This is a genomic window from Aeromicrobium sp. P2_G6 (assembly GCF_056403535.1).
This window is the reverse complement of record NZ_JBFUFH010000006.1, coordinates 232,506-255,711: the sequence shown is the minus strand read 5'-3', so window position 1 is coordinate 255,711 and position 23,206 is coordinate 232,506. Positions and strand designations below refer to the sequence as shown.

Here is a 23,206-nt window from a genome sequence, read left to right as displayed (position 1 = left end):
GACTGCCCATCACAGTTGGAGCCCGGTATTCACACAGGTGGGACAAGTTTTCTGCCGAGCGGCATCAGGGCGTGGCGGGCCCGGCCTGGTCCACGCGCTCAGATGCGAGGAACGCCGTGAAGCGAGTGATGGCCGGCGCCTTCACGTCGAGGTCGGGGACGGTCTTGATCAGGATCTCCTCGAACCCGAGAACCTGGCCGGTCTGCGGACTCGCGATCACGACCTGTCGGAACTCGTTCCGGTCCGATGGAATCAGCGAGATCCCGATGCCGGGACGGCCAGCGCGGTCCTCGACCTCGCCGAGGAGCCTCGTCACGCCTTGAGCCGCGATCAGGTCCCAGAGCGCGGCGGTGACCCGAGTGGGCACGACATACGTGCTGTTGTATTCCTCGATCCGCGCAAACAGGCACAGCGCGCGGCGGCTGCCGGCCGGGTCGCGATCGCAATCCGTCGCCTTGAGGAGAGCAGGCCGCAGCTGGGCTGGATCTTCGGGCAAGGAGGTGAGCAACGTCGGATCGACCGAGTCGGCCGGTTGCGACTCATCAGCTCGGGCCTTCAGGCCTTCAACCGCGTGCTTGGCGACGCCACGCCCGTCGGCGGTCAGCGGCTTGCCCGTGCGTTCGATCAGGCGGAATGATCCGTCGGGCGACAGCCAGGTCTCGTTGAGTGTCGGGATGAGGGCGATGTTGTTCGCCCCCTTGTCGTCGTCGATGGACCCGAACCAGCTGTCAGTGACCACGTGCTGGACGTCGCCCTGGCCAGACGCCTCAGTGAAGGCCTGCGCCGCTGTCGACAGCTGACGCAATGCGGAGGTCGGATCCTTGCCCGGGGCGTAGGCGATGTTCTGCGCGTTCGCGAACTCGTAGTCGAGCACGGGCGGCGTGTCCGCTGCTGCCGGGGAGGAGTGCCAGGGCTGCAGGACGCCCAGCACCAGCGCGGCGGTGGCCGCGACCGAGGCAGCTGCCAGGATCCCGAAGCGCCGCGTACGCCTGGCGCGCACCTCGTCGGCAGGTGGCGTGTGCAGCCGAGCCAGCAATTCGTCAGCGCTGTCGAGGCGTACGCCGAGGTCGTCGGGGTCCAGCCGCGGATCCAGGCCCGCCGCCAAAGCCGTCCGGCGGAGGAGCTCGACGTCGTCGCGATCCAGATCGCTGCTGTTCGGAGCCATCAGCGTCCACCTCCTTCGGCGCCCGCGAGCTCGCCCTCGGCGCTGTCCAACGTCGCGATCCGCTGGCGCAGTCGACTGACGCGCGTCGTGTAGGCGGTGATGCTGATGCCGAGCAGTGCGGCGGCTTGCTGCTTGTCCAGGTCGCGCACGAAGGCGATGTTGAGCAGGTGGTGCTCGGCGGGCGTCAGCTGGCGCCAGATGCGGCGTCCGGCATCCGACTGCGCGACCAGGTCGGCGATGTCAGGCGCATCGGAGGCGTCCAGCTGCGTCGAGTACTCGTCGATGAAGCGGTTGTCGTGATGCTTTCGGCGCACGCGCTGCATCTCCTGACGTATGTGATTCTTGGCGATCCCGAAGATCCACGCCGGCCATTCCGACGGCTCCGTGGGAACGTCATGTCGCTTGTTCCACACCACTTCGAACGTGCTGTTGACGACGTCTTTCGCCTGCTCGGGGGAGAGCCGGAGCGCGGCATAGGAGAAGATCTGCGCGCCGAGTCGCGCGTAGAGCTCTCTGAACTCGTCCTCTCCCACGTTTTGAGATTACGTGGTGAGGCGCTCGATATCAGCAGTACGTGGCGGTCGACAGATACACCGCCTCGGCATACTCGACCCAGCCCGACAGGTTGGAGTTCCTGTCGCCGGGGTTGAAGCACGCATACACGCCGCTGCCATCCGACTGCTCGTGGATGAACGTACGGTCTGATCGACGGTTGTAGGCCGAGTTGATCCTGGCGAAGTTGATCGTCTTGTAGCCACTGCCGGCGAACTTCTGCATGGTTCCGCTGTAGCTGGTGCCGGTCCACACGCACATGTACCCGCTGGGGCATTGGCTGAGGGACATCGTCGAGGCCTGATCACCGCTTGCCGGCGCGAGCGAGCCGGCAAACGCGATCAGTGCGATGAGTGATGCTCTGATGAGCCTTCGGGGCTCCACCGATCTGATGCTGTTCATGCCGGTTCATCGCGGGCGGGCTCAGGAAATCACCCACGCAGGAAAAGATCCTGACGCGTGTGAATTTCTGCCTCCTTGTGCGATGAGGTACTTGGGAGCTCAAGCGTGTTCGGCCGGCTCGGGGGCCGACCGAACACGTGGTGTCGGGGCGCGACGATGCGACCAGTGCCACATCGTCGAGGCGTGAGATCTGGTCGGTCGGCGTTCGCCGCGCCCCTACGCTTCTCCTCATGAAGTTCACCCCCAAGGGCGGTCTCACCGCTCTCGCCGCCCTCGCGCTCGCCCTGACCGCCGCATGTGCCCCCGCCGACTCAGAAGGCAGCGACACCAAGGCTGTGTCCGCCCTCGCCGACTGCAAGCCGGCCGACCTCCCCCTGGTCAAGGCCGGCACGTTCACGATCGCGACCGACGACCCGGCGTACGACCCGTGGTTCAGCAACAACGACCCGTCCAACGGCAAGGGCTTTGAGTCCGCCGTGGCCTACGCCGTGGCCGACAAGCTCGGCTTCGCCAAGAGCGACGTCACGTGGGTCAAGGCCGGCTTCAACCAGGCGATCCAGCCCGGCAAGAAGGCCTTCGACGTCGACATCAACCAGTTCTCGATCTCGAGCTCCCGCGCCAAGGCCGTCGACTTCTCGACTCCCTACTACTCCGCAGCCCAGGCGATCATCACCCTCAAGGGCTCGAAGTACGCCGGCGCGACGAGCCTCGCCGACCTCAAGGACGCCAAGCTCGGCGCCCAGATCGCCACGACCTCGCTCGACGCGATCATCGAGCAGGTCAAGCCGGCCGCCAAGCCATTCGTCTACGACGACACGTCGAAGGCCGCGCAGGCGCTGCAGAACAAGCAGGTCGATGCGATCGTCGCGGACCTGCCGACGGCCTACTACCTCACCGCGGCGGAGATCGACGGCGGCACGATCGTCGGCCAGTTCCAGCCCGCGAAGGGCAAGCAGGAGCAGTTCGGCCTGTTGCTGTCCAAGGGCAGCAAGCTGACCCCGTGCGCCAGTGCAGCGGTCGACGCCCTGGCCAAGGACGGGACGCTCGAGAAGCTCAAGAACGAGTGGCTCAACCAGGCGACCGACGTCCCCGAGCTGAAGTGACCCAGAGCGAGCGCCAGCTCGAACGCGACCGCTACCGCCGTCGCCGCACCCTGACCCGGGGCGCGGTGGCGGCGGTGTCGACGATCGTCGTGATCGGGCTGTTGGCGTATGTCGTCGGCAGCTCGCCGGGCTGGGACCGGGTCCACCGCACGTACTTCTGGTGGCCCGACGCGAAGGCCGCGTTCCCCGAGGTCGCCCGGTCGTTCTGGCTCAACATCCGGCTGTTCATGGTCGTCGAGGTGCTCGTGCTGGTGGTGGGCGTCATCGTGGCGATCATCCGGGTCATCCCGGCGCCGGCGCTCGCGCCGATCAAGCTGCTGGCGGTGCTCTATGCCGACGTCTTCCGCGGCACCCCGACGCTGTTGATCGTGCTGCTGGTCGGCTTCGGCCTCCCGGCGCTCAACCTCACCGGCATGCCGACGAGCCTGTTCTGGCTCGGCGTCATCGCGCTGACGCTGAGTTATGGCGCGTACGTCGCAGAGGTCATCCGCGCCGGCATCCTGTCGATCCACCCGACCCAGTGGGCCAGCGGCCGCGCGCTCGGCATGACGTACGGCCAGACGATGCGTCACGTCGTCCTGCCGCAGGCGCTGCGCCGTGTCGCTCCGCCGCTGCTCAACGACTTCGTCTCGCTGCAGAAGGACACCGCGCTGCTGTCGACGATCGGGCTCGTCGAGTCGCTGCGAGCCGCGCAGGTCATCTCGGGGAAGGACTTCGTCTTCACGCCGTACGTCGTGGCCGCCCTGTTCTTCATCGCCGCCACGATCCCCCTGGCGCGGTTCACCGACTACCTCACCGTGCGCTCCTTGCGCCGCGAGAACGGACTGATCACATGAGGAGCGGAACGTGCTGAGAGCTGACGCGGTCCGCAAGTCGTTCCACGGCACCGAGGTGCTCAAGGGCATCGACCTCGAGGTCACCGAAGGCGAGGTCGTGTGCCTCATCGGCGCCTCCGGTTCAGGCAAGTCGACGCTGTTGCGCTGCCTCAACCTGCTGGAGCAGGTCGACGACGGCGACATCTGGCTCGGCGACCTGGAGATCACGGACCCGCGCGTGGACGTCGACGCGATCCGGCGTCGGATCGGGATCGTGTTCCAGGCGTACAACCTCTTCCCGCACAAGACCGTCCTGGACAACATCGTGCTCGCGCCGGTCAAGGCCGGTGGCCGCAGCCGCGATGACGCCACGGTGACTGCGCGCGAGCTCTTGACCCGGATCGGCCTCGAGGACCGGGCGGGCGCCTATCCAGACGCGCTCTCCGGCGGCCAGCAGCAGCGGATTGCCCTTGTGCGGGCGATCGCGATGAAGCCTGAGGTGCTCCTGCTCGACGAGATCACCTCGGCGCTCGACCCGATGCTGGTCGGCGAGGTGCTGGACGTCATTCGCGACCTGCGCACCGAAGGGATGACGATCGTGATGGCGACACACGAGATGGCCTTCGCCCGCGAGGTGGCGGACCGGATCGTGTTCATGGCGGACGGTCGCATCGAGGAGTCCGGCCCACCGGAGCAATTGTTCACGGCACCCAGGAGTCCGAGGACCGCCGAGTTCCTGGCGCGGCACCGGTCCTGAGCCCGCACCCACGACGCGAGCCCGGTCCCGTGGGGGACCGGGCTCGCGTGCTTCCGCGGTCAGGCAGCGACGCGCGTCCGGCGCTTGCTGCCGACCCGGCGCCCCAGCGCGACCAGCCCGAAGCCGACACCGAAGATGGCCAGAGCGACCAGCCCGTAGCTCAGGGGGAACTCCTTGGGGTCGAACGCATCCCGGCCTCCATTCATCGCGTCGAGCAACAGGTAGACCCCTTGGTAGACGAACGCCCAGAGGTACGCGATGGCGTATGCCGTGTTGGCGGCGAGGTGCGAGCGGAGGAAGAACCCGAGCGGGAACGCCAGCAGGATCGTGACGACGGCGATCATGGCGGCACCTCAATCCATCACGGTGGTCGAGCGCCGGGCCGGTGAGAACATCAGCACGAGCGACGTGAGGGTCACGATGACGAACACCGTCACGAGAACCTTGATGAATGCCGGGACGTCGACGAAGAACGCCGGCATCGCCGACAGCATCGAGACGATGCGGGCTCCGGCAGCGACCCGGATGGCCGCGCCGCTCGCCTTGCGCCATGCGATCACCACGGCGATGACCGTGATCAGGCCGCAGATCGAGCCGAGGATGAGGATGCCCTGGGGAGGACCCTCTTCGCCGTCGGGCGTGCTGGTCAGGAAGCTCGGCAGGTCGAGGACGCCGAGCAGGCCGGCGAGTGCGAGGCCGACCTTGTTCTTGGTGGTGAGGATCATGATGAGCTCCTTGTCGTGGAAGGTGATTCCACGGTGACCCGGCCCACGCACCCCCGACAGGTGTGCCGGTTCCTCATTGTCCGGAGTTTTTCCCGGCCTGCCTAGGTGCAGGTTCCCGGGTCTTTTGCCCGGTTTTCTCGGCATCATGAAGGAATGACCCCCGACCACATCCGCGTGGTTCTCGCCGACGACCACCCCGTCGTACGCGGTGGGCTGCGCGCACTGCTCGAGTCGATCGACGGCTACGAGGTCGTCGGTGAGGCGGTCGACGGCGAGGGCGCCGTCCGTGAGACGCAGCTGCAGCGGCCGGACGTGGTCCTGATGGACATCCGTATGCCCGGGATCGACGGGCTCGAGGCCACCCGCCGTCTCCGCGACGCGGTCCCCGAGGCGATGGTCCTGGTCCTCACGATGTTCGACGACGATGACACGGTCTTCGCGGCCATGCAGGCCGGTGCCCGCGGCTACCTCCTCAAGGGTGCGCAACAGGAGGAGATCGACCGGGCGATCCGCGCCGTTGTCGCCGGCGAGGCGATCTTCGGGCCGGGCGTCGCCGCGCGCGTCCTCGGCCACTTCACCCAGCCGAGGACGACCCCCGAGGTGCCCTTCCCCGAGCTGACCGAGCGGGAGCGTGAGGTGCTCGACCTCGTGGCGGCCGGCAAGCGCAACCACGCCATCGCCGAGGAGTTGGAGCTCGCGCCCAAGACCGTCGCCAACCACATCTCGTCGATCTTCGCGAAGCTCGCAGTGTCCGACCGGTCGGCCGCCATCGTGCGAGCCCGCGACCAGGGACTTGGCAGGCCGAGATGACCGAGTGGTTCCTCGGCGCGAGCATCGCGGCATTCGCCATCGTGACCGGTGTCAGCGGGGCGGTGCTGCTGTACGTCCGCCGAGCGTCGGTGTGCGGGGCGCTGCTCGTGGTCGTTGCGCTCGCCGTCCTGGGCGCCCTCACGCTGCACGTCCGCGACGAGGCACCGGGTGTCGAGTGGGCTCTGAGCATCGGGTCGACGATGCTGGCCTTCCCGCTGGCGGTCGCGGCCTACCCCCGCTGGAGCTGGCGCAGGCCCGTCGACTTCCTCGCCGTGACGACGTTCGCTGCCGCCGGCGTCATCGCGGTCGCGGCACCACGCGAGGCGCAGACAGCCGAAGCGATGGGCGTCGTCATCGGGCTGGTCATCATCGTCCACGTGTGGTGGCGCCTGGAGACGGCGGACGACGCATCACGAGTGCCACTCCAGTGGTTCGCGGTGACCGCTGGGACGGTCGGGCTCGTCGGCGGCTTGCTGATGTTCTCCGCCGAGGGGACCAGCGGCACCACGCCGTCGTCGATCGTCACCCTGATGTGCGCGGCGATAGCGCCCGCGATGGTGATCGGCGTGATCCGTCCGGACGTCGTGGACGTCCGTGGGCTCATCGTCTGGGGAGTCGTCGCCCTGGTGGCGGTCATCGCGTACGTCTCGGTCTTCGCCGGGTTCGTGTCGGTGCTCGACTGGTCCGGCGCACCCGATCCGTCGGCGGGCGCGCTCGGCGTGATCGGCGCGGTGCTGGCCTTCGGATTCCATCCGGTCGTGGTGATGCTGCGCGGTGTCGTCGACCAGATGCTGTTCGGCGACCGACCGGATCCGCTGCAGGCGGCGACACGCGTCGTCGACCGCATCGGAGACGACCCGGTCCTGGCGTTGCGGGCGATCCGTGAGGCGCTTGTCCTGCCGTACGCCTCGCTGCGCGCGGAGGGACAGACGCTTGCGACATCGGGCACCGAGGTGACCCACACGCGTACGCTCCCGCTCCGGCTCGGTGAAGACGCAGTCGGCGAGATGGTCGTCGGACTGAGGGCGGGCGAGCTGATGCTGTCCGCGGACGACGAGCACGTGCTGCGGATCGTTGCGCCGTTGCTGGCGCAGACACTGCGCGCGACGGCGCTGGCCCGCGACCTCCAGGAGTCCCGCGGGGCCGCGATCGCCGCGATCGAGGACGAGCGCCGCAGGTTGCGGCGGGATCTTCACGACGGGCTGGGGCCGACGTTGACGGGTGTTGCATTCTCCGCCGACGCGGCCCGCAACCACCTCTCGACGGACGCCGATGCCGCCGACGCCCTGCTGGCTCGCCTCCGCGACGACACCGCAGGTGCCATTGCCGAGGTTCGCCGCCTGGTCGAGGGCCTCCGCCCGGCGACACTCGACGAGCTCGGCCTCGTGGGTGCCGTACGGCAGCACGCTGCGACCCTCCATGCCGCAGAGGGCAAGCCGCTTGAGGTCACGATCGACACGCCGGACACGCTCCCCGACCTCTCGGCGGCGGCGGAGGTCGCGGCCTACCGGATCGTCGTGGAGTCCCTCACGAACGTGGCCCGCCATGCCGCGGCGACCAAGGTCGAGGTCAGCATCTCCGCCGACGACGGGGTGCTGCATCTGACGGTCCACGACGACGGACCGTCGACGAAGCAGTGGAAGCCCGGCGTTGGGCTCTCGTCCATGCGGGAGCGGGCCGAGCAGGTCGGCGGCAGCGTCGTCGCGTCGGCGCGCCAGGACGGCGGCCGGGTCGAGGCCGTCATCCCGCTCTGAGCTGCCGGGTCAGTCCTTCCAGAAGTCCTGCAGCTTCTTGGCGGCCTCCTGGACCTTGTCGCCGTATCCGCCGTCCAGCGCCTTCTGCCGGATGTCGTCGCGGTATGCCTTGCGGTCGTCGCCCGGCTCCATGGCGCGCAGCTTCGTCAGATCGGCCTGGAGCTCGTCGGGCAGGAGCGCGAAGATCGCAGCCCGGTGAGCGGCGCGGCGGTCGAACCGCTTCTCGATCTTGTCGCCGTACTTCCCGGCCGTGGCATCCGCCACGACCTTCTTGACCGCGTCGGCTCGTGCCTTCCCCTTGAGCTGCCGGGCCGCCTTCATGTCGGCGTGGAACGCCTTCCGATCCGCCTTGGCCTCGGCCCTGGCCTCAGGACTCGGCTGGTCCTGGCTGAGCTCGGCCTCCAGGGTCATCGCGGTCTGCCCGATCGTCGCGTTCGCCGGTGTCGACGACGACGTGAGCAAGAGCGCCGAGACGAGTGCGGCGGCGATGGCGAGCACGAGCCCGGTGATCCAGAGCCTGCGGCCGACGGCGGCCTTCAAGGTGGAAGCGTTCATCAGTCACTCCTTCACGTCATGGTCGGGCCATTCCCGACGATCCTCACCCTTCCGCACGAAGGCAAGGGACGCGTCAAGCGAATGTTCGAGGAGCGTAAGGATCGTCGGCGGACCTACCTGCCGGAGGCGCGTGTCCTGTTTCATGGAGGCGTGACCACCGCGGGCAAGGGTTTGGTCCTCGTCGTCGAGGACGACCAATCGATAGCGGACGTGCTGCGCCTCTACCTCTCGCGGGCCGGCTACGGGGTGCACGTCGAGCACGACGGCGCACGCGGACTCAGCCAGGTGACGACGCTCCGGCCGGCGCTCGTCCTGCTGGATGTCGGACTGCCCGAGCTGGACGGCATCGAGGTGTGCCGGAGGATGCGCGCGAATGACGACTGGACGCCGGTGATCTTCGTGACGGCCCGTGACGACGAGGTCGATCGTGTGCTCGGCCTCGAGCTCGGTGCAGACGACTACGTCACCAAGCCGTTCTCGCCCCGCGAGCTGGTCTCGCGGATCGCCGCGGTCCTGCGCCGCAGCTCCGGGGGCGCCGAGTCGGCCTCACTCAACCTCGGTCCCGTGCACCTCGAGCCCGCCACCCGCGAGGTGACGGTCGACGGGCGCAGCGTCGATCTCACCGCGACGGAGTTCGACCTGCTGGCTGCGCTGATGCGCCGGCCCGGCATCGTGCTGAGCCGCGAGCAGCTGCTGTCGACGGTATGGGGCGCCGCGGCGTACGGGCAGAGCCGGACGGTCGACGTCCACATCGCCCAGCTGCGCGCCAAGCTCGGTGACGAATCGCCGATCCGTACGCACCGCGGCGTCGGCTACTCGGCGGCACGGCCATGACTACGACCTTGTCCCGCCGCATCCTCCTCGTGACACTGGCCGGCGGTGTCGTCGTCGCGCTGGTCGCCCTCGTGCTGACCGTCCCCGTGGTGCAGGGCGTCGCTCGCGACCAGGCCCGTGAGGAGCTGGTCCGCTCGGTCGACAGCCTCGCTGCGAAGCCCGCAGCGGCGGCGAAGCTCCTCGCGCAGGAGCAGAAGGTGCTGGGCCGCGACGACCGCCGCTATGCCATCGTCCGCCGGGGCGGGGATGTCACAGGCGCTGCCGGCGACCTCCTGACCGACGCGCAGGTCGCCGAGCTCTTGGAGACCGGGACGCTGTCGGCGACGTCGACCGTCGAGGGCGAGACGATCCTGATCGAGGGGCGCCGGACGAGGCGAGGCTTCTCGGCCGTCGCCGTCCAACCGGTTGCGGGCGTGGACGAGGCGACGGCTGCCCTGCGTCGCCGGCTGCTGCTCGCCCTGCTGCTCGGGCTCGCAGCGGCGGGCACCCTGGGTCTCGTCCTCTCCCGTACGTTGACCCGTTCGATCGCCGCGGCGGCCGGCGCGGCCCGCCGGCTCGCCGCGGGGGAGCGGGGCGTGCCCATCGGATCGTCGACCGTGCGGGAGTTCGACGACATGGGCCGCGCCGTCGCGTCGCTGGACGAGGCGCTGGCCACCAGCGAGGGACGTCAGCGCGAGTTCCTGCTGTCGGTCTCCCACGAGATCCGCACACCGCTGACCGCGCTGCGGGGCTATGCCGAGGCGATGGCGGATGGGGCGATCGAGCCGTCGGACGTACGGGCGACCGGCGAGACCCTCGTGGCGGAGACCGCGCGCCTCGACCGGTTCGTGAGCGACCTGCTCGCACTCGCGCGGCTCGAAGCCGATGACTTCACGATCGAGCCGCGGGAGGTGTCGCTCGCGAGCCTGCTGAGCGACCTTGGGCTCGCGTGGCAGGCGACGTGCCAGCGCGAAGGTGTCTCCTTGCGAGCCGACACCCAACCCGGCACGGTGCACGCCGATCCCATGCGCCTGCGCCAGCTGCTCGACGGGCTCGTCGAGAACGCGATCAGGGCGACTCCGACGGGTGGTGTCGTCGCGGTGCGGGCGGCGAGGTCCGCAACGGAGGTCGTCATCGAGGTCGAGGACTCCGGCCCCGGTCTCGAGCCCGCCGATCTGGACGTCGCATTCGAGCGTGGGGTCCTGCAGGCGCGATATCGCGAGGTGCGGTCAGTCGGGACCGGCCTGGGCCTGTCGATCGCCCACGGCCTGGCCTCGCGCATGGGCATGCGCCTCGAGGTGCGCAACGGCGCCGACCGGGGCGCGGTGTTCGCCGTCGTCGTGCCGATACGCTGACTGCGTGGTCTATCGCGCCTTCTTCGACGCCGTCTTCCGCTCGATGGATCCCGAGAAGGCGCACGAGCGTGGTTTCGCCGCGATCCGCGCCGGCCGGTTCGGGACTCGGCTGGTGTTCCACCAGACGTACGCTCCACGGACCGTGCTGGGCATCGAGTTCCCCAACGCGTTCGGCCTCGCGGCCGGCTTCGACAAGAACGCCAAGGCCGTGCCAGGGTTGCTGGCTCTGGGCTTCGGCCACGTCGAGATCGGCACCGTCACGGCCCGCCCCCAGCCCGGCAACCCGCGCCCGCGGCTGTTCCGCCTCGTCGACGACCGCGCGATCATCAACCGGATGGGGTTCAACAACGACGGCGCCGCGGAGGTCGCGTCGCGACTCCACCGGCTGCGCGGCACCAAGGCCGGCCGGGCGGCGGTCATCGGGGTCAACATCGGCAAGACCAAGGTCGTCGAGCCCGAGCACGCCGTCGCTGACTACGTCGAGAGCGCCCGGCTGCTGGCCCCGTACGCGAGCTATCTCGTCGTCAACGTCTCCTCGCCCAACACCCCTGGCCTGCGCGACCTGCAGGCGGTCGACGAGCTGCGACCGCTGCTCACCGCCGTCAAGGAGGTCGCCGACCGTGTGCCCGCCGGGCCCGTGCCGTTGCTCGTCAAGATCGCTCCCGATCTCGCCGACGCCGACGTCGATGCCGTTGCGGATCTCGCGCTCGAGCTGGGGCTGGCCGGCATCAGCGCGACCAACACGACGATCGCCCGGCCCGAGTCGCTCAGGACCTCGCGTGAGGTCATCGACGCCGCGGGAGCGGGCGGCCTGTCCGGCCCGATCCTCGCCGAGCGCGCCACCGAGGTGCTCGTGCGCCTGCGCGCCAGGGTGGGCGACAAGCTGGCGATCATCGCGGTCGGAGGAGTCACGACTCCCGACGACGTACGCACTCGACTGGCCGCCGGAGCCGACCTCGTCCAGGGCTACACGGGGTTCATCTACGAGGGCCCGGGCTGGCCCTCACGCCTCGCCGCGGCGAGCACCTCGGCGTCGTCGTCCCGCCGGTAGTTCGCGGATGAGGCGACCAGCCCGGACAGCATGATGTCGATCCCGAACTCGAAACGATCGCCGATGTCACCGGTCGTCATGACGTGGGCGAAGGCGCGCATGAGCGGGAACCTGTCGTGCGGGAGGTTCTGGAAGTACGCAGTCAGTTGCTCGTCGAGGGCTTCGTGGTCCGCCGGCTCGCCCGCGATCGTCGTGTTCTCGCGTTCGGCCCAGATCGACTCCTCGAACGCCACGGCCCCCACGTAGAGCGACACGAGATCGCAGAACCAGGCCGCTGCCTGCGGGGTGATGCCGCCGGCGAGGCACACGGCGATCATGCCCTCGGCGCCGACGAGGCCGCCCTCGCCAGTGGGAATCGTGCCCATGGCCGCGCGTGCAGAGCCGGGATGGACGCGGTACGCGGCAAGGATGTCGCGTAGCAGCTGTTTGATCTGTTCCTGCCACCGATCGGGGTCAGGCTCTGGCACCGAGACCTCGGAGACCACGCGCTCGAGGACGAGCTGATCCAGCTCCTCGCGATTCGCGACGTAGGTGTAGAGCGTCGCGGGCCCGGTTCCCAGCTCGCGAGCCAGAGAGCGCATCGAGACCGCGTCGTAGCCGTGCGTCGCCATCAGGGACATCGCGGCGTCGACGATGCGATCCGTCGTGAGCCGCTCCTTGCGCGGCGTCTGCGCACCCGGCGCAGCGCGCAGTCCCAGAGGCGGCCGCGGGCGGGCAGGTTCTCGTCGGTCGACCATACGGCTCAGCGTACTTGACGCGAACGTCGTTCGCGATATAGAACAGTGTTCGTACTTTACGAACACTGTTCGCGATCTGAAGGGAAATCATCATGGAGACCATCACCGAGAGGGGATATCGCTACCGCTGGTACGTCATGGCGGTCGTGATCATCGCCGACGTCATGGACCTGCTCGACGCGACCGTCGCCAACCTCGCCGCGCCGTCGATCCGCGCCGAGCTGGGCGGAGGTGAGAGCACGCTGCAGTGGATACTCGCGTCGTACACACTGACGTTCGCGGTCGGCCTCGTCATCTCTGCGCGCCTCGGCGACATCGTCGGCCGCAAGCAGATGTTCATCATCGGGATGGTCGGGTTCACGCTGTCGTCGTTGCTCTGCGGCATCGCGCCGACGCCCAGCCTGCTCATCGCCGCCCGCGTCCTTCAGGGTCTGCTCGGCGCCGTGATGATCCCGCAGGGACTCGCCATGGTGAAGCAGTCGTTCCACCCGGACGATCTGCAGAAGGCGTTCATCCCGTTCGGCCCGATCATGGCGCTGTCGGCCGTCGCCGGTCCGATCCTCGCGGGAGTCCTGATCGACGGGGACCTGTTCGGGACGGGCTGGCGGATGATCTTCCTCATCAACGTCCCGATCGGACTGGTCGGCGCGTACCTCTCGTGGCGCTACCTCCCCGACGTCGAGCGGGACCCCGCGGCGCGCCTCGACCTTCCCGGGTCGCTGATCCTCGCGCTGGCCTCGGGCCTCCTGGTCTACCCGCTCGTGCAGGGCCGCGAGCTCGCCTGGCCATTGTGGATCTTCGGGATGATCGCCGCCTCGATCGTGCTGTTCGTCGTCTTCGCCCGGCACGAGCGTCGCAGCTCCTTCCCGGTCATCGAGCCCTCGCTGTTCAAGCACCCTGGGTTCGTCGCGGGGCTGGTCTTCCTCGGCCTGTTCTTCGTCGCCATGACGGGATTTAGCCTGGCCAGCAACCTCTTCATCCAGATCGGCCTCGGCTACTCCCCGTTCGACACCGGGCTGGCGCAGACCCCGATGGCGTTCGGCATGGCGCTGGGCGCGGTCGTCTCGGGCGCTCTGCTCGGTCCGCGGCTCGGACGCCACGTGCTGCACCTTGGTCTCGCCGTCGCAGCGCTCGGCCTGGCGTGGCTGGCCGTAGTCGTGGGCCGCGGCACCGGGATCGATGGCTGGGACCTCGCCCCCGCGCTGTTCCTGTCGGGCTTTGGCATCGGGCTGATCTTCGCCCCGTTGTTCGACATCATCCTGGCCGACCTGGGCGACCGCGAGGTCGGCTCAGGCTCGGGACTCCTCAACGCGGTGCAGCAGTTCACGGGCGCTCTCGGTGTCGCGGTGCTGGGAACGCTGCTGTTCGGCTGGGTGCCCGACGCCGGCTGGTTCGTTGCCACGCAGCACCTCATCTGGGTCTGCGTGGGGTGCTATGGCGCGGCATTCGTGGCGGTGTTCGCCCTGCCGATGCGGGCCCGTGAAGAGGCGGTTGTCTGAGCGGGCCCCCCGATTTCGTTCCAGAGCCGTTCACCCTGTATCTTTGGCTGTCGGCTTGCCCCTTTAGCTCAGTCGGCAGAGCGTTTCCATGGTAAGGAAAAGGTCTACGGTTCGATTCCGTAAAGGGGCTCTGGACTCGGATCACATTTGAGTCCTGGACATGAGGCAACTCATGCCCATCACGGCTGGGTAGCTCAGGTGGTCAGAGCACACGACTCATAATCGTGGGGTCGCGGGTTCGAGTCCCGCCCCAGCTACCGAAACACGTACGACCTTCAGCATCACCGATCAAGAAGAGGCACCCTCGTGGCCAGCAAGAGCTCAGACGTTCGTCCCAAGATCACCTTGGCCTGCACCGAGTGCAAGGAACGCAACTACATCACCAAGAAGAACCGTCGCAACGACCCCGATCGTCTCGACCTCAAGAAGTTCTGCCCGCGCTGCAAGACCCACCAGGTCCACCGCGAGACCCGCTGACCCTGTCCCACAGATCGACGGCTCCCCCTGCTCCGGCAGGCGGGAGCCTTCGTCGTGTTGGACGCTGCTAGCGTCGCGGCCATGGATCTCGCCGAGCTGACGACCCTGCGCCTCGGTGGCCCCGCCCGAGCCGTGATCGACGCGACCTCCGAGGAGCAGCTGCTCGACGCCGTGCGGGTCGCGGACGAGGCGGGCGACCCGATCCTGATCGTCGCCGGCGGCAGCAACCTGGTGGTGGCCGACGAGGGCGTCCAGGGCACCGTCATCCGCGTGCTGACCCGCGGCATCGAGGTCGATTCCGATGCCTGCAGTGGCGCGATGGTCACGGTCGCCGCGGGGGAGCCCTGGGACGGCATCGTCGCCCGGGCCGTCGACGAGGGCTGGGTCGGCATCGAGTCCCTGTCAGGGATACCCGGCTCGGCCGGAGCCACCCCGATCCAGAACGTCGGCGCGTATGGCCAGGAGGTCGCGCAGACGATCGCGACCGTGCGGGCGTACGACCGGTTCGAGCGCAGGGTCCGCACGATCCATGCCGTCGACTGCGGCTTCGGCTACCGCACGAGCCGCTTCAAGGCCGAGCCGCAGCGCTGGCTCGTCCTGTCGGTGGCCTACCAGTTCCGGCTCGGTGACCTCGGTGCTCCGATCGCGTACGCCGAGCTGGCTCGCACGCTCGGCGTCGAGATCGGCCAGCGCGCTCCCGCCGCCGAGGTCCGCGAGGCGGTGCTGGCACTGCGACGCGGCAAGGGCATGGTGCTCGACGCCGATGACCACGACACGTGGAGCGCAGGCTCGTTCTTCACCAACCCGCTGCTGACGGCGGACCAGGCAGATGGGCTGCCCGCGGAGGCGCCCCGGTTCCCGCAGCCCGACGGCACGGTCAAGGCCAGCGCTGCGTGGTTGATCGACCACGCAGGCTTCTCCAAGGGGCAGACGCGCGGCAACGTGGGCCTCTCGACCAAGCACGTCCTGGCGCTGACCAATCGCGGGGGCGCGACGACCACCGAGCTCCTCGCGCTCGCCCGCGAGGTGCGCGACGGCGTGCGCGAGGCGTACGGCATCACGCTGGTCAACGAGCCAGTGCTCGTCGGCTGCGAGCTCTGACTAGAAGATGCCTCCGAGGAACGTGTCGGAGTAGTAGGGGTCGTTGTACGGATCGTCGTCGAACCCGCCATTGATCCCGACGATGATCAGGACGACGATCCCGATGAGCACGAGCACCAGCAGGCACGTGCCGATGATGCCCATGATCTTGCCGGCGTTGGCCTCACCACGGCCCGAGTACGCCGCAGGGTTGGCGTCGATCTCCTTGACCGCCTTGGCGCCGAGGATCCAGGCGACGGGCGCCAGCAGGATCGGCACCACGCAGGCGAACAGGCCGGCGAGGCTCACGATGCCGAACACCATGGCCGGCGTCGCCTGGCTGTGCTTGGGCGGCGGTGGGGCGTATTGCGGGTAGGGGTAGCCGTATCCCGGCGGGTACTGCGGCGGAGGGGGATAGGCGCCACCCCAGTTGGGCGGCTGCTGGCCGTACCCGGGAGGTTGCTGGCCGTAGCCGGGAGGCGGAGGAGGTTGATGGCCCGGAGGTGGCGTCTGACCGGACGGGTTCCCCTGCTCGTCGCTCATGCGAACACCCTTGCACATACGCCCTTCATTGAGGGCAGGTCTAGCCGGACGTGGCCGCGAACGAGGCGCTGAGCGCGAACATGCCCACCACCGCCACGATCGCAAGGGCGATCAGGCAGGTCCCGACGATCCCCAGGATCTTGCCGGCGTTGGCCTCGCCGCGGCCGCTGTATGCCGCTGGGTTGGCGTCGATCTCCTTGACCGCCTTGCTGCCGATGCTCCACGCGACCGGCGCGAGAATCCCGCAGACCGCAATGCCGAGGATCCCCAGGACCATCGCTGTGATGGCCTGTGGGTGCTTCGGCGGGACGTAGTACGGCGGTGGGTACCCGGGACTCATGGCAGCACCTTTGCACAGGCGAGCAGGCTCATGTGCCGTATCCGGCGTCGTAGTGAGTGCCGATGACCATGAAGGTGACGAGCACGAGCAGCATGAGGAGGCCGACTCCGAGCATCGCCGTGCCGATGATGCCCAGGACCAGCCCCGTCCGGGCGGCGCCGGCGCGACGGTAACGGGTCGGCTCGCGCTCTGCCTCACGGTCGGCGACCGCCCCGAAGTACCACGCCAGCGGCGAGACGAGCACCGGCAGCAGCAGGATGGAGCCCGCGACGCCGATGATGCCGAGGACCAGCGCCGCCGTGGCTCGCGGGGGTGTGGGCAGGTGTGCCGGCTGCGGAGCGTACGCGTAGGGGTAGGGGTGCGTCATCGCCCAGCTCCCTTCGCCGACGGGCTGGAGATCCAGTCATCGATGTTCTTGAGCGTCGCGCTCACGGTGTCTGAAGGAGCGTACGACCTGCGGATCGACATGCGGGCGAGTTCGGCCAGCTCGGTGTCGGTGAAGTCCTGCGCCGCGCGCAGGACGGCGTACTGACCGGCGAGGCTCGAGCCGAACAGCAAGGGGTCGTCGGCACCGAGCGCCACGTCGATGCCGGCGCCGGTCAAGGTTCGGACCGGCACCTCCTCGAGCGTCGCGTAGACGCCGAGCGACACGTTGGAGGTCGGGCAGACCTCGAGCGCCACCCCGTCGGTGGCGAGACGGTCGAGGATCGCCGTGCTCTCCGCCGCGCGCACGCCGTGGCCGAGGCGGTCGGGGTGGAGATGGTCCAGGCACTGCGTGATGTGTGCCGGGCCGCGCAGCTCGCCACCGTGGGGCATCAACGCGAGCCCGGCGCGCTCCGCGATCGCGAACGCCGGCCCGAACTCCGACGTGTCCCCGCGCCGCTCGTCGTTGGAGAGGCCGAACCCGATGACACCGCGGCCGGCGTACTGGGCCGCCAACCGGGCGAGCGTACGCGCGTCCATCGGGTGCCGGGTGCGGTTGGCCGCGACGACCAGACCCAGCCCGATGCCCGCGCGGTCCGAGGCATCCCGCACGGCGTCGATGACCAGGTCCGTGAACGCCGTGATGCCGCCGAAGCGCGCGCCATAGCCGGAGGGGTCGACCTGGATCTCGGTCCACGCCGCGCCGTCGGCGGCGTCGTCCTGCGCGGCCTCGAGGACCAGCCGGCGCACGTCCTCCTCGGTGCGGAGCACGGAGCGTGCCACGTCGTACAGGCGCTGGAACCGGAACCAGCCTTTCTCGTCCGTCGTGCTGAGCTGCGGCGGCCACTCCTCGGTCAGCGAGGCGGGCAGACGTATGCCGTCCCGTTCGGCGAGCTGGAGCAGGGTGCCGTGCCGCATCGACCCGGTGAAGTGCAGGTGGAGGTGTGCCTTGGGGAGCGACGAGAGCGACCGGCGATCGGGGTGGTCGAACTCAGGCGCGCTCACGCGACCCAGTCAACACGTAGCGGTCCGGCACGGCGTACGCCGGTCAGTGGTGCTTGCCGTCCGCCGCCTCCGCCGCCTTGCGCACGGCCGCTGCCACTCGCTTGTGGACGTCAGGGTGGAACACGCTCGGCACGATGTAGTTGGCGTTGAGCTCGTCAGCCGTGACACTCCCGGCGATCGCCTCCGCGGCGGCGATCAGGATGTCCATCCCGATGCCGTGGCTCTGGGCGTCGAGCAGCCCGCGGAAGATCCCGGGGAAGGCGAGGACGTTGTTGATCTGGTTGGGATAGTCCGAGCGACCCGTCGCCACGACGCGTGCGTGCTGGCGGGCGGTCGCAGGGTCGATCTCAGGGTCGGGGTTGGCCAGCGCGAACACGATCGAGTCGTCCGCCATCGACTCGACGTCCTCCGCGCTGAGCAGGTTGGGCGCGCTCACGCCGATGAAGACGTCGGCACCGGGCAGTGCCTCGCGCAGCGTCCCGGTGAGCTTGTCGGCGTTGGTGTTGTCGGCGATCCACTGCAGGGACTCGTCGAGTCCCTCCCGACCGTCATGCACGACTCCCTGGACGTCACACACGACGACATGCTTGGCGCCGGCATGGATCAGCACCTTGAGGACCGCGGTGCCCGCGGCTCCGGCCCCGGCGAGCACGATGCGCGCGGAGCCGATGTCCTTGCCGACGACCTGGAGCGCGTTGCGCAGGGCGGCGAGGACGACGACGGCGGTGCCGTGCTGGTCGTCGTGGAAGACCGGTATGTCGAGGCGTTCGCGCAGCCGAGCCTCGATCTCGAAGCAGCGCGGCGCCGAGATGTCCTCGAGGTTGATGCCGGCGAAACCGGGGGAGATCGCAGCAACGGTCTCGACGATCTGGTCGACGTCCTGCGTGTCGAGGCAGATGGGCCAGGCGTCGATGTCGGCGAATCCCTTGAACAGGGCGGCCTTGCCCTCCATGACCGGCATGGCCGCGTGGGGGCCGATGTTGCCGAGTCCAAGCACGGCCGATCCGTCGCTGACGACCGCGACACTGTTGCGCTTGACCGTCAGGCGACGGGCGTCCTCCTTGTCCGCAGCGATCGCCATGCAGATCCGCGCGACGCCGGGCGTGTAGATCATCGAGAGGTCGTCGCGGTTGCGCAGCGGGTGCTTGGTCGCGGTCTCGATCACGCCGCCGAGGTGCATGAGGAACGTACGGTCGGAGACCTTCTCGACCTTGACGTCGCTGATGGCCTCGAGCGCCGAGACGATCTTGGCGGCATGGTCCGTGTCGGACGCCGCACACGTCAGGTCGAAGCGCAGCGCCTCGGCGCCGGACGCCGTGACGTCGAGCGCGGTGACGATCCCGCCCGTACGTTCGACCGTCGTCGTGAGCTCACTGACCGCCGATCCGCCGGACGGCACTTCGAGTCGGATCGTGATCGAGTAGGAGATGCTGGGTGCAGTGGGCATGGACCCCATGTTAAAACATGAGGAAATGCTCAGGTTCTCCGGTCACCTGCCTCGGTTCGACGAGGGCCGGGCCCACCACGTACACTTGACGCACCGGTGAATATTCACTCTAGATCGTCATGCCCGGACACGGGTGTGACGTGGAGCGGAGTTGACTGAGGGCACTAGCTCAACTGGCAGAGCATCGGTCTCCAAAACCGAAGGTTGGGGGTTCAAGTCCCTCGTGCCCTGCGAGACATGACAACGAACAACGACGAAGGAGTACCGTGAGCGACCGTCACGAGCTGGCCGGAACATCCGGCAAACGCACGTCGCCGATCACGTTCTACCGCCAGGTGATCGCCGAGCTCCGCAAGGTGGTCTGGCCGACTCGCCCCCAGGTGGTCAACTACTTCTGGGTCGTCCTCGTCTTCGTGCTCGTCATGATGGCCATCGTTGCTGGACTCGACTACGGGTTCGGCAAGGCCGCTTTCTGGATCTTCGCGTAGCAACCAAAGGAATTCTGTGACTCAAGGCATCGACCCGCAGACCAGCTCCGAGACCGACGAGGTCGAAGAGCTCGAGCCGTCGACCCCTGCCGATGACGCCGACGTCGACGTCGACGCGCCTGATGCACCCGAGGCCGAGGCCGAGGACGACGCAGCGATCGCCGACGAACCCGTCGAGGAGACGATCGCACCCGACGCCCCCGTCGAGGCTGTCGTCGAGGACGAGCCGTCCGAGGACGTCGCCGCTGAGGACGCCGTCGAGGACGAGCCGTCCGAGGACGAGCCGGTTGCCGATGCGCTCCAGGAGTTCCGGGATCGCCTCCACAACCAGATCGGCGACTGGTACGTCGTCCACACCTACTCCGGCATGGAGAAGCGGGTGAAGTCCAACCTCGAGAACCGCGTGACCTCGCTCAACGCGGAGGACTACATCTTCGAGGTCGTCGTCCCGACCGAAGAGGTCGCCGAGATCAAGAACGGCCAGCGCAAGCTCGTCAAGCGCACCGTGCTCCCGGGCTATGTCCTGGTCCGCATGGACCTCACCGACGAGTCGTGGGGCGTCGTCCGCCACACCCCGTCGGTCACCGGCTTCGTGGGCAACTCCCACCAGCCCGTACCCCTCAGTCTTGCCGAGGTCGAGAGCATGCTCGCCCCGGCAGTGGAGGCAGAGGTCGCAACTGCGGCCGACACCCCCGAACAGCAGCAGGCGAAGGCCTCCAAGGTCGAGTTCACCGACTTCTCCGTCGGCGACTCCGTCATGGTCGTCGATGGCCCGTTCGCGACGCTGCACGCGACCATCACGGAGATCAACATCGACGCACAGAGGGTCAAGGCCCTCGTGGAGATCTTCGGTCGCGAAACCCCGGTCGAGCTCAGCTTCACCCAGATCCAGAAGGTCTGAGCCAACCGGTTCTCATCAGCACCAACCATTCAGTAGTCAAGGACCCGAGAAATGCCTCCCAAGAAGAAAGTCGCAGCCATCGTCAAGGTGCAGCTGCAGGCCGGTATGGCCAACCCGGCGCCGCCCGTCGGCACCGCGCTCGGCCCCCACGGCGTCAACATCATGGAGTTCTGCAAGGCCTACAACTCGGCCACAGAAGCCATGCGTGGCAACGTCGTTCCGGTCGAGATCACGATCTACGAGGACCGTACGTTCAGCTTCATCACCAAGACGCCGCCCGCGGCTGAGCTGATCAAGAAGGCCGCTGGTCTGCAGAAGGGTTCGGCCGTCCCGCACAAGGACAAGGTCGGCAAGATCTCCAAGGACCAGATCCGCGAGATCGCCACGACCAAGATGCCGGATCTCAACGCGACCGACATCGACGCCGCCATGAAGATCGTCGAGGGCACTGCGCGCTCGATGGGCGTCACGACGGACTGACAACACTCACCAAGCAGTAGGTGGCAGGGCCCGCTGGGCCCGTTCAGACCACAACTGGTTCATACACGAAGGAAGACCAGAGATGGCACAGCACAGCAAGGCGTACCGACAGGTCGCCGAAAAGATCGACAGGGACAAGCTCTACACACCGCTCCAGGCCACGACGCTGGCCAAGGAGTCGGGGAGCAAGAAGTACGACTCGACCGTTGACGTCTCCGTACGTCTTGGCGTCGATCCTCGCAAGGCCGACCAGATGGTGCGCGGCACCGTCAACCTCCCCCACGGCACGGGCAAGACCTCACGGGTCCTGGTCTTCGCCACCGGCGCCAACGCCGATGCCGCACGTGAGGCAGGAGCTGACTACGTCGGCGCCGACGAGCTGGTCGACAAGGTCAACGAGGGCTGGCTCGAGTTCGACGCCGTCGTCGCTACGCCGGACATGATGGGCAAGGTCGGTCGCCTCGGCCGCGTCCTCGGTCCCCGCAACCTGATGCCCAACCCCAAGACGGGCACCGTCACGACCGACGTGGCCAAGGCCGTGTCGGACATCCAGGGCGGCAAGATCGAGTTCCGCGTCGATCGCCACGCCAACCTGCACTTCGTGATCGGCAAGGCGTCGTTCAGCGCCGAGCAGCTCGCCGAGAACTACGGCGCCGCGTTCGACGAGGTCCTGCGCCTCAAGCCCGCGAGCTCCAAGGGCCGCTACGTCAAGAAGGTCACGGTCTCCACGACCAACGGTCCTGGCGTTCCGGTCGATCCGAGCCGCACCAAGAGCTACTCCGTCGACGACTTGGGTTGAGTGCCCGCGAGGCACGAGCGGGTGTATCGAAACCGCCTGAGCCTCCGAAGACGACACCACGAAAGCCCCCGGCATCGCCGGGGGCTTTCGTGCGTCCCCGGGTTTCCGACATGCTGTCGAGACTCCTATGCTCGAGCCATGACGTTCTCCCGAAGGCTCTCCTCGATCGCCGCCGTCGTGCTGCTCGCCGGCCTGACCCTGTCGGCCTGTGGTGACGAGGACAAGGGCGAGTCCGCCCCGAAGTCGGTGTCATCGGCCAGAACTACGGACAAGGATCTGGATGCCGAGTCGTTCTTCACGACGCTGATCGAGGCGCAGGAGAAGGCGGGCTCTGCTCACGCCGAGATGACCGTGGGCGTCGGTGGTCAGAGCATCAAGGCCGACGGCGACGCAGAGTTCGGCAAGAACTTCGCCGACACGTCGATGTCGATGGACATGGACATGGGTTCGGCCGGCCCCGCGACGATGAAGATGGTCCTCGTCGACGGAGTCTTCTACATGAACCTCGGCCAGATGACGAAGGGCAAGTACGCCAAGATCGATCTCACCGACGAGGACAATCCGGTCGGCAAGCAGTTCGGCCAGCTGGCAGAGCAGATGGATCCGTCCAAGCAGCTCGAGCAGTTCAAGAACGCCGTGACGTCGTTCAAGAAGAAGGGCGAGCCGACGAAGCTCGACGGAGTCGACGCACAGCCGTACGAGATCGTGCTCGACACGAGCAAGCTGGATGCCTTGTCGGACCTGCCAGGCGGAGCCGGCGCCAACATCCCCAAGACGATCACGTACGTGATGTACCTGGGCACGGACGACCTGCTCCGGCGCATGGAGTTCGACATCGCCGGGACGAAGATGACGATGGACTACTCCAAGTGGGGCGAGCCGGTCGCCGTCGAGGCGCCTCCGGCCAGCGAGGTCACCGACCAGGACCTCAGCAAACTGATGGGCAGTGCGACGACGAGCAGCTGATCCGGCGGCGACGATTTGGTCGCCGTCCGGCCGTGCCCTATTCTGGACATACCGAAGACCGCTGGTCGGTGACTCGCAAGAGTCGCACGAAGCGCCCGGAAGGGCGGCCCGCGCAGGTTGCGAATGTTGGTCCTTTCAACGTCCCGTGCCTTGCGCCGGGACGT

At 68.1% G+C, this 23,206-nt stretch carries 28 protein-coding genes and 3 tRNA genes; 19 read left to right on the top strand and 12 right to left on the bottom strand.

Going from position 1 to position 23,206, the window contains the following annotated elements; genetic code table 11:
• Nucleotides 1-64: 64 nt before the first annotated feature.
• Genes AC1DVU_RS19140 through AC1DVU_RS19130 form a run of 3 tightly spaced genes read right to left on the bottom strand, consistent with a single transcriptional unit; the run spans nt 65 to nt 2,119 of the window.
• Complete coding sequence (locus AC1DVU_RS19140; RefSeq protein ID WP_476924042.1) at nt 65-1,165, bottom strand: CU044_5270 family protein; 1,101 nt, start codon at nt 1,163-1,165, stop codon at nt 65-67.
• Nucleotides 1,165-1,698 carry an RNA polymerase sigma factor gene (locus AC1DVU_RS19135; protein ID WP_476924041.1) on the bottom strand — a complete coding sequence of 178 codons (534 nt, stop codon included), beginning with the start codon at nt 1,696-1,698 and terminating at the stop codon, nt 1,165-1,167. The genes AC1DVU_RS19140 and AC1DVU_RS19135 overlap by 1 nt, the downstream gene beginning before the upstream one ends.
• 31 nt (nt 1,699-1,729) lie before the next feature.
• Complete coding sequence (locus AC1DVU_RS19130; RefSeq protein WP_476924040.1) at nt 1,730-2,119, bottom strand: peptidase inhibitor family I36 protein; 390 nt, start codon at nt 2,117-2,119, stop codon at nt 1,730-1,732.
• A gap of 230 nt (nt 2,120-2,349) precedes the next feature.
• On the opposite strand from AC1DVU_RS19130, the gene AC1DVU_RS19125 reads away from it, so the two are divergent.
• From AC1DVU_RS19125 to AC1DVU_RS19115, 3 genes are read left to right on the top strand one after another with little or no spacing between them, the layout of a single operon-like run.
• A complete protein-coding gene (locus tag AC1DVU_RS19125) occupies nt 2,350-3,222 on the top strand; it encodes an ABC transporter substrate-binding protein (protein ID WP_476924039.1) in 873 nt (290 codons plus the stop codon).
• Nucleotides 3,219-4,058, top strand: coding sequence for an amino acid ABC transporter permease (locus AC1DVU_RS19120; protein WP_476924038.1), 840 nt, complete (start codon nt 3,219-3,221; stop codon nt 4,056-4,058). The genes AC1DVU_RS19125 and AC1DVU_RS19120 overlap by 4 nt, the downstream gene beginning before the upstream one ends.
• Nucleotides 4,059-4,068: 10 nt before the next feature.
• Nucleotides 4,069-4,794 (top strand): amino acid ABC transporter ATP-binding protein, encoded by a 726-nt coding sequence (locus AC1DVU_RS19115; RefSeq protein WP_476924037.1) that lies wholly within the window; start codon nt 4,069-4,071, stop codon nt 4,792-4,794.
• A gap of 59 nt (nt 4,795-4,853) precedes the next feature.
• Here the strand turns inward: AC1DVU_RS19115 and AC1DVU_RS19110 are convergent, their stop codons facing one another.
• Nucleotides 4,854-5,138, bottom strand: coding sequence for a hypothetical protein (locus tag AC1DVU_RS19110; RefSeq protein WP_476924036.1), 285 nt, complete (start codon nt 5,136-5,138; stop codon nt 4,854-4,856).
• 9 nt (nt 5,139-5,147) lie between these two features.
• The gene (locus AC1DVU_RS19105) at nt 5,148-5,519 is read right to left on the bottom strand and encodes a hypothetical protein (protein WP_476924035.1); all 372 of its coding nucleotides are present in this window, start codon (nt 5,517-5,519) and stop codon (nt 5,148-5,150) included.
• Nucleotides 5,520-5,672: 153 nt separating this feature from the next.
• Here AC1DVU_RS19105 and AC1DVU_RS19100 point away from each other — a divergent pair, with 153 nt between their 5' ends.
• Nucleotides 5,673-6,329, top strand: coding sequence for a response regulator (locus AC1DVU_RS19100; RefSeq protein ID WP_476924034.1), 657 nt, complete (start codon nt 5,673-5,675; stop codon nt 6,327-6,329).
• The gene (locus AC1DVU_RS19095; RefSeq protein ID WP_476924033.1) at nt 6,326-8,083 is read left to right on the top strand and encodes a sensor histidine kinase; all 1,758 of its coding nucleotides are present in this window, start codon (nt 6,326-6,328) and stop codon (nt 8,081-8,083) included. The genes AC1DVU_RS19100 and AC1DVU_RS19095 overlap by 4 nt, the downstream gene beginning before the upstream one ends.
• A 9-nt stretch (nt 8,084-8,092) precedes the next feature.
• Here AC1DVU_RS19095 and AC1DVU_RS19090 read toward each other — a convergent pair whose 3' ends face one another.
• Nucleotides 8,093-8,638 carry a hypothetical protein gene (locus AC1DVU_RS19090; protein WP_476924032.1) on the bottom strand — a complete coding sequence of 182 codons (546 nt, stop codon included), beginning with the start codon at nt 8,636-8,638 and terminating at the stop codon, nt 8,093-8,095.
• A gap of 150 nt (nt 8,639-8,788) precedes the next feature.
• Between AC1DVU_RS19090 and AC1DVU_RS19085 the strand changes: the two genes are divergently transcribed.
• From AC1DVU_RS19085 to AC1DVU_RS19075, 3 genes are read left to right on the top strand one after another with little or no spacing between them, the layout of a single operon-like run.
• On the top strand, nt 8,789-9,472 hold the full coding sequence (locus tag AC1DVU_RS19085; RefSeq protein ID WP_476924031.1) for a response regulator transcription factor: 684 nt from the start codon (nt 8,789-8,791) through the stop codon (nt 9,470-9,472).
• A complete protein-coding gene (locus AC1DVU_RS19080; protein WP_476924030.1) occupies nt 9,469-10,806 on the top strand; it encodes a sensor histidine kinase in 1,338 nt (445 codons plus the stop codon). Before AC1DVU_RS19085 ends, AC1DVU_RS19080 begins: the two co-directional genes overlap by 4 nt.
• Nucleotides 10,807-10,810: 4 nt before the next feature.
• Nucleotides 10,811-11,857, top strand: a complete 1,047-nt coding sequence (locus AC1DVU_RS19075; protein WP_476924029.1) for a quinone-dependent dihydroorotate dehydrogenase — start codon at nt 10,811-10,813, stop codon at nt 11,855-11,857.
• Here the strand turns inward: AC1DVU_RS19075 and AC1DVU_RS19070 are convergent.
• Nucleotides 11,788-12,594 (bottom strand): TetR/AcrR family transcriptional regulator, encoded by an 807-nt coding sequence (locus tag AC1DVU_RS19070; protein ID WP_476924028.1) that lies wholly within the window; start codon nt 12,592-12,594, stop codon nt 11,788-11,790. The genes AC1DVU_RS19075 and AC1DVU_RS19070 overlap by 70 nt on opposite strands.
• Before the next feature lie 92 nt (nt 12,595-12,686).
• Here AC1DVU_RS19070 and AC1DVU_RS19065 point away from each other — a divergent pair, with 92 nt between their 5' ends.
• From AC1DVU_RS19065 to AC1DVU_RS19045, 5 genes are all read left to right on the top strand, one after another.
• The gene (locus AC1DVU_RS19065; RefSeq protein WP_476924027.1) at nt 12,687-14,093 is read left to right on the top strand and encodes a DHA2 family efflux MFS transporter permease subunit; all 1,407 of its coding nucleotides are present in this window, start codon (nt 12,687-12,689) and stop codon (nt 14,091-14,093) included.
• A gap of 57 nt (nt 14,094-14,150) precedes the next feature.
• A tRNA-Thr gene (locus tag AC1DVU_RS19060) sits at nt 14,151-14,223 on the top strand.
• A gap of 53 nt (nt 14,224-14,276) precedes the next feature.
• Nucleotides 14,277-14,350, top strand: a tRNA-Met gene (locus AC1DVU_RS19055).
• Between the two features lie 49 nt (nt 14,351-14,399).
• The gene (gene rpmG, locus AC1DVU_RS19050; protein WP_055964149.1) at nt 14,400-14,570 is read left to right on the top strand and encodes a 50S ribosomal protein L33; all 171 of its coding nucleotides are present in this window, start codon (nt 14,400-14,402) and stop codon (nt 14,568-14,570) included.
• A 57-nt stretch (nt 14,571-14,627) separates the two neighbouring features.
• Nucleotides 14,628-15,671, top strand: coding sequence for a UDP-N-acetylmuramate dehydrogenase (locus AC1DVU_RS19045; RefSeq protein ID WP_476924082.1), 1,044 nt, complete (start codon nt 14,628-14,630; stop codon nt 15,669-15,671).
• Here AC1DVU_RS19045 and AC1DVU_RS19040 read toward each other — a convergent pair whose 3' ends face one another.
• From AC1DVU_RS19040 to AC1DVU_RS19020, 5 genes are read right to left on the bottom strand one after another with little or no spacing between them, the layout of a single operon-like run.
• Nucleotides 15,672-16,193 (bottom strand): DUF4190 domain-containing protein, encoded by a 522-nt coding sequence (locus AC1DVU_RS19040; protein ID WP_476924026.1) that lies wholly within the window; start codon nt 16,191-16,193, stop codon nt 15,672-15,674.
• A 40-nt stretch (nt 16,194-16,233) separates the two neighbouring features.
• Nucleotides 16,234-16,533 carry a DUF4190 domain-containing protein gene (locus AC1DVU_RS19035; RefSeq protein WP_476924025.1) on the bottom strand — a complete coding sequence of 100 codons (300 nt, stop codon included), beginning with the start codon at nt 16,531-16,533 and terminating at the stop codon, nt 16,234-16,236.
• Nucleotides 16,534-16,561: 28 nt separating this feature from the next.
• Nucleotides 16,562-16,900 (bottom strand): DUF4190 domain-containing protein, encoded by a 339-nt coding sequence (locus tag AC1DVU_RS19030; protein WP_476924024.1) that lies wholly within the window; start codon nt 16,898-16,900, stop codon nt 16,562-16,564.
• On the bottom strand, nt 16,897-17,961 hold the full coding sequence (locus tag AC1DVU_RS19025) for an adenosine deaminase (RefSeq protein ID WP_476924023.1): 1,065 nt from the start codon (nt 17,959-17,961) through the stop codon (nt 16,897-16,899). Before AC1DVU_RS19025 ends, AC1DVU_RS19030 begins: the two co-directional genes overlap by 4 nt.
• Nucleotides 17,962-18,004: 43 nt before the next feature.
• Entirely contained in the window at nt 18,005-19,408 is a 1,404-nt protein-coding gene (locus AC1DVU_RS19020; protein ID WP_476924022.1) for an NAD-dependent malic enzyme, read from the bottom strand.
• A gap of 158 nt (nt 19,409-19,566) precedes the next feature.
• Here AC1DVU_RS19020 and AC1DVU_RS19015 point away from each other — a divergent pair.
• The 6 genes from AC1DVU_RS19015 to AC1DVU_RS18990 all read left to right on the top strand — a co-directional run bounded on the left by AC1DVU_RS19015 (nt 19,567) and on the right by AC1DVU_RS18990 (nt 23,042).
• Nucleotides 19,567-19,639 (top strand) — tRNA-Trp (locus AC1DVU_RS19015).
• Nucleotides 19,640-19,674: 35 nt separating this feature from the next.
• Nucleotides 19,675-19,896 carry a preprotein translocase subunit SecE gene (gene secE, locus AC1DVU_RS19010; RefSeq protein ID WP_118394296.1) on the top strand — a complete coding sequence of 74 codons (222 nt, stop codon included), beginning with the start codon at nt 19,675-19,677 and terminating at the stop codon, nt 19,894-19,896.
• Between the two features lie 16 nt (nt 19,897-19,912).
• Nucleotides 19,913-20,797, top strand: coding sequence for a transcription termination/antitermination protein NusG (gene nusG, locus AC1DVU_RS19005; RefSeq protein WP_476924021.1), 885 nt, complete (start codon nt 19,913-19,915; stop codon nt 20,795-20,797).
• A 51-nt stretch (nt 20,798-20,848) separates the two neighbouring features.
• Complete coding sequence (rplK, locus tag AC1DVU_RS19000) at nt 20,849-21,277, top strand: 50S ribosomal protein L11 (protein WP_476924020.1); 429 nt, start codon at nt 20,849-20,851, stop codon at nt 21,275-21,277.
• A gap of 82 nt (nt 21,278-21,359) precedes the next feature.
• Nucleotides 21,360-22,076: a 50S ribosomal protein L1 gene (gene rplA, locus AC1DVU_RS18995; RefSeq protein ID WP_476924019.1), complete on the top strand. Its 717-nt coding sequence runs from the start codon at nt 21,360-21,362 to the stop codon at nt 22,074-22,076.
• Between the two features lie 138 nt (nt 22,077-22,214).
• On the top strand, nt 22,215-23,042 hold the full coding sequence (locus AC1DVU_RS18990; RefSeq protein WP_476924018.1) for an SCO4651 family lipoprotein: 828 nt from the start codon (nt 22,215-22,217) through the stop codon (nt 23,040-23,042).
• Nucleotides 23,043-23,206 lie beyond the last annotated feature (164 nt).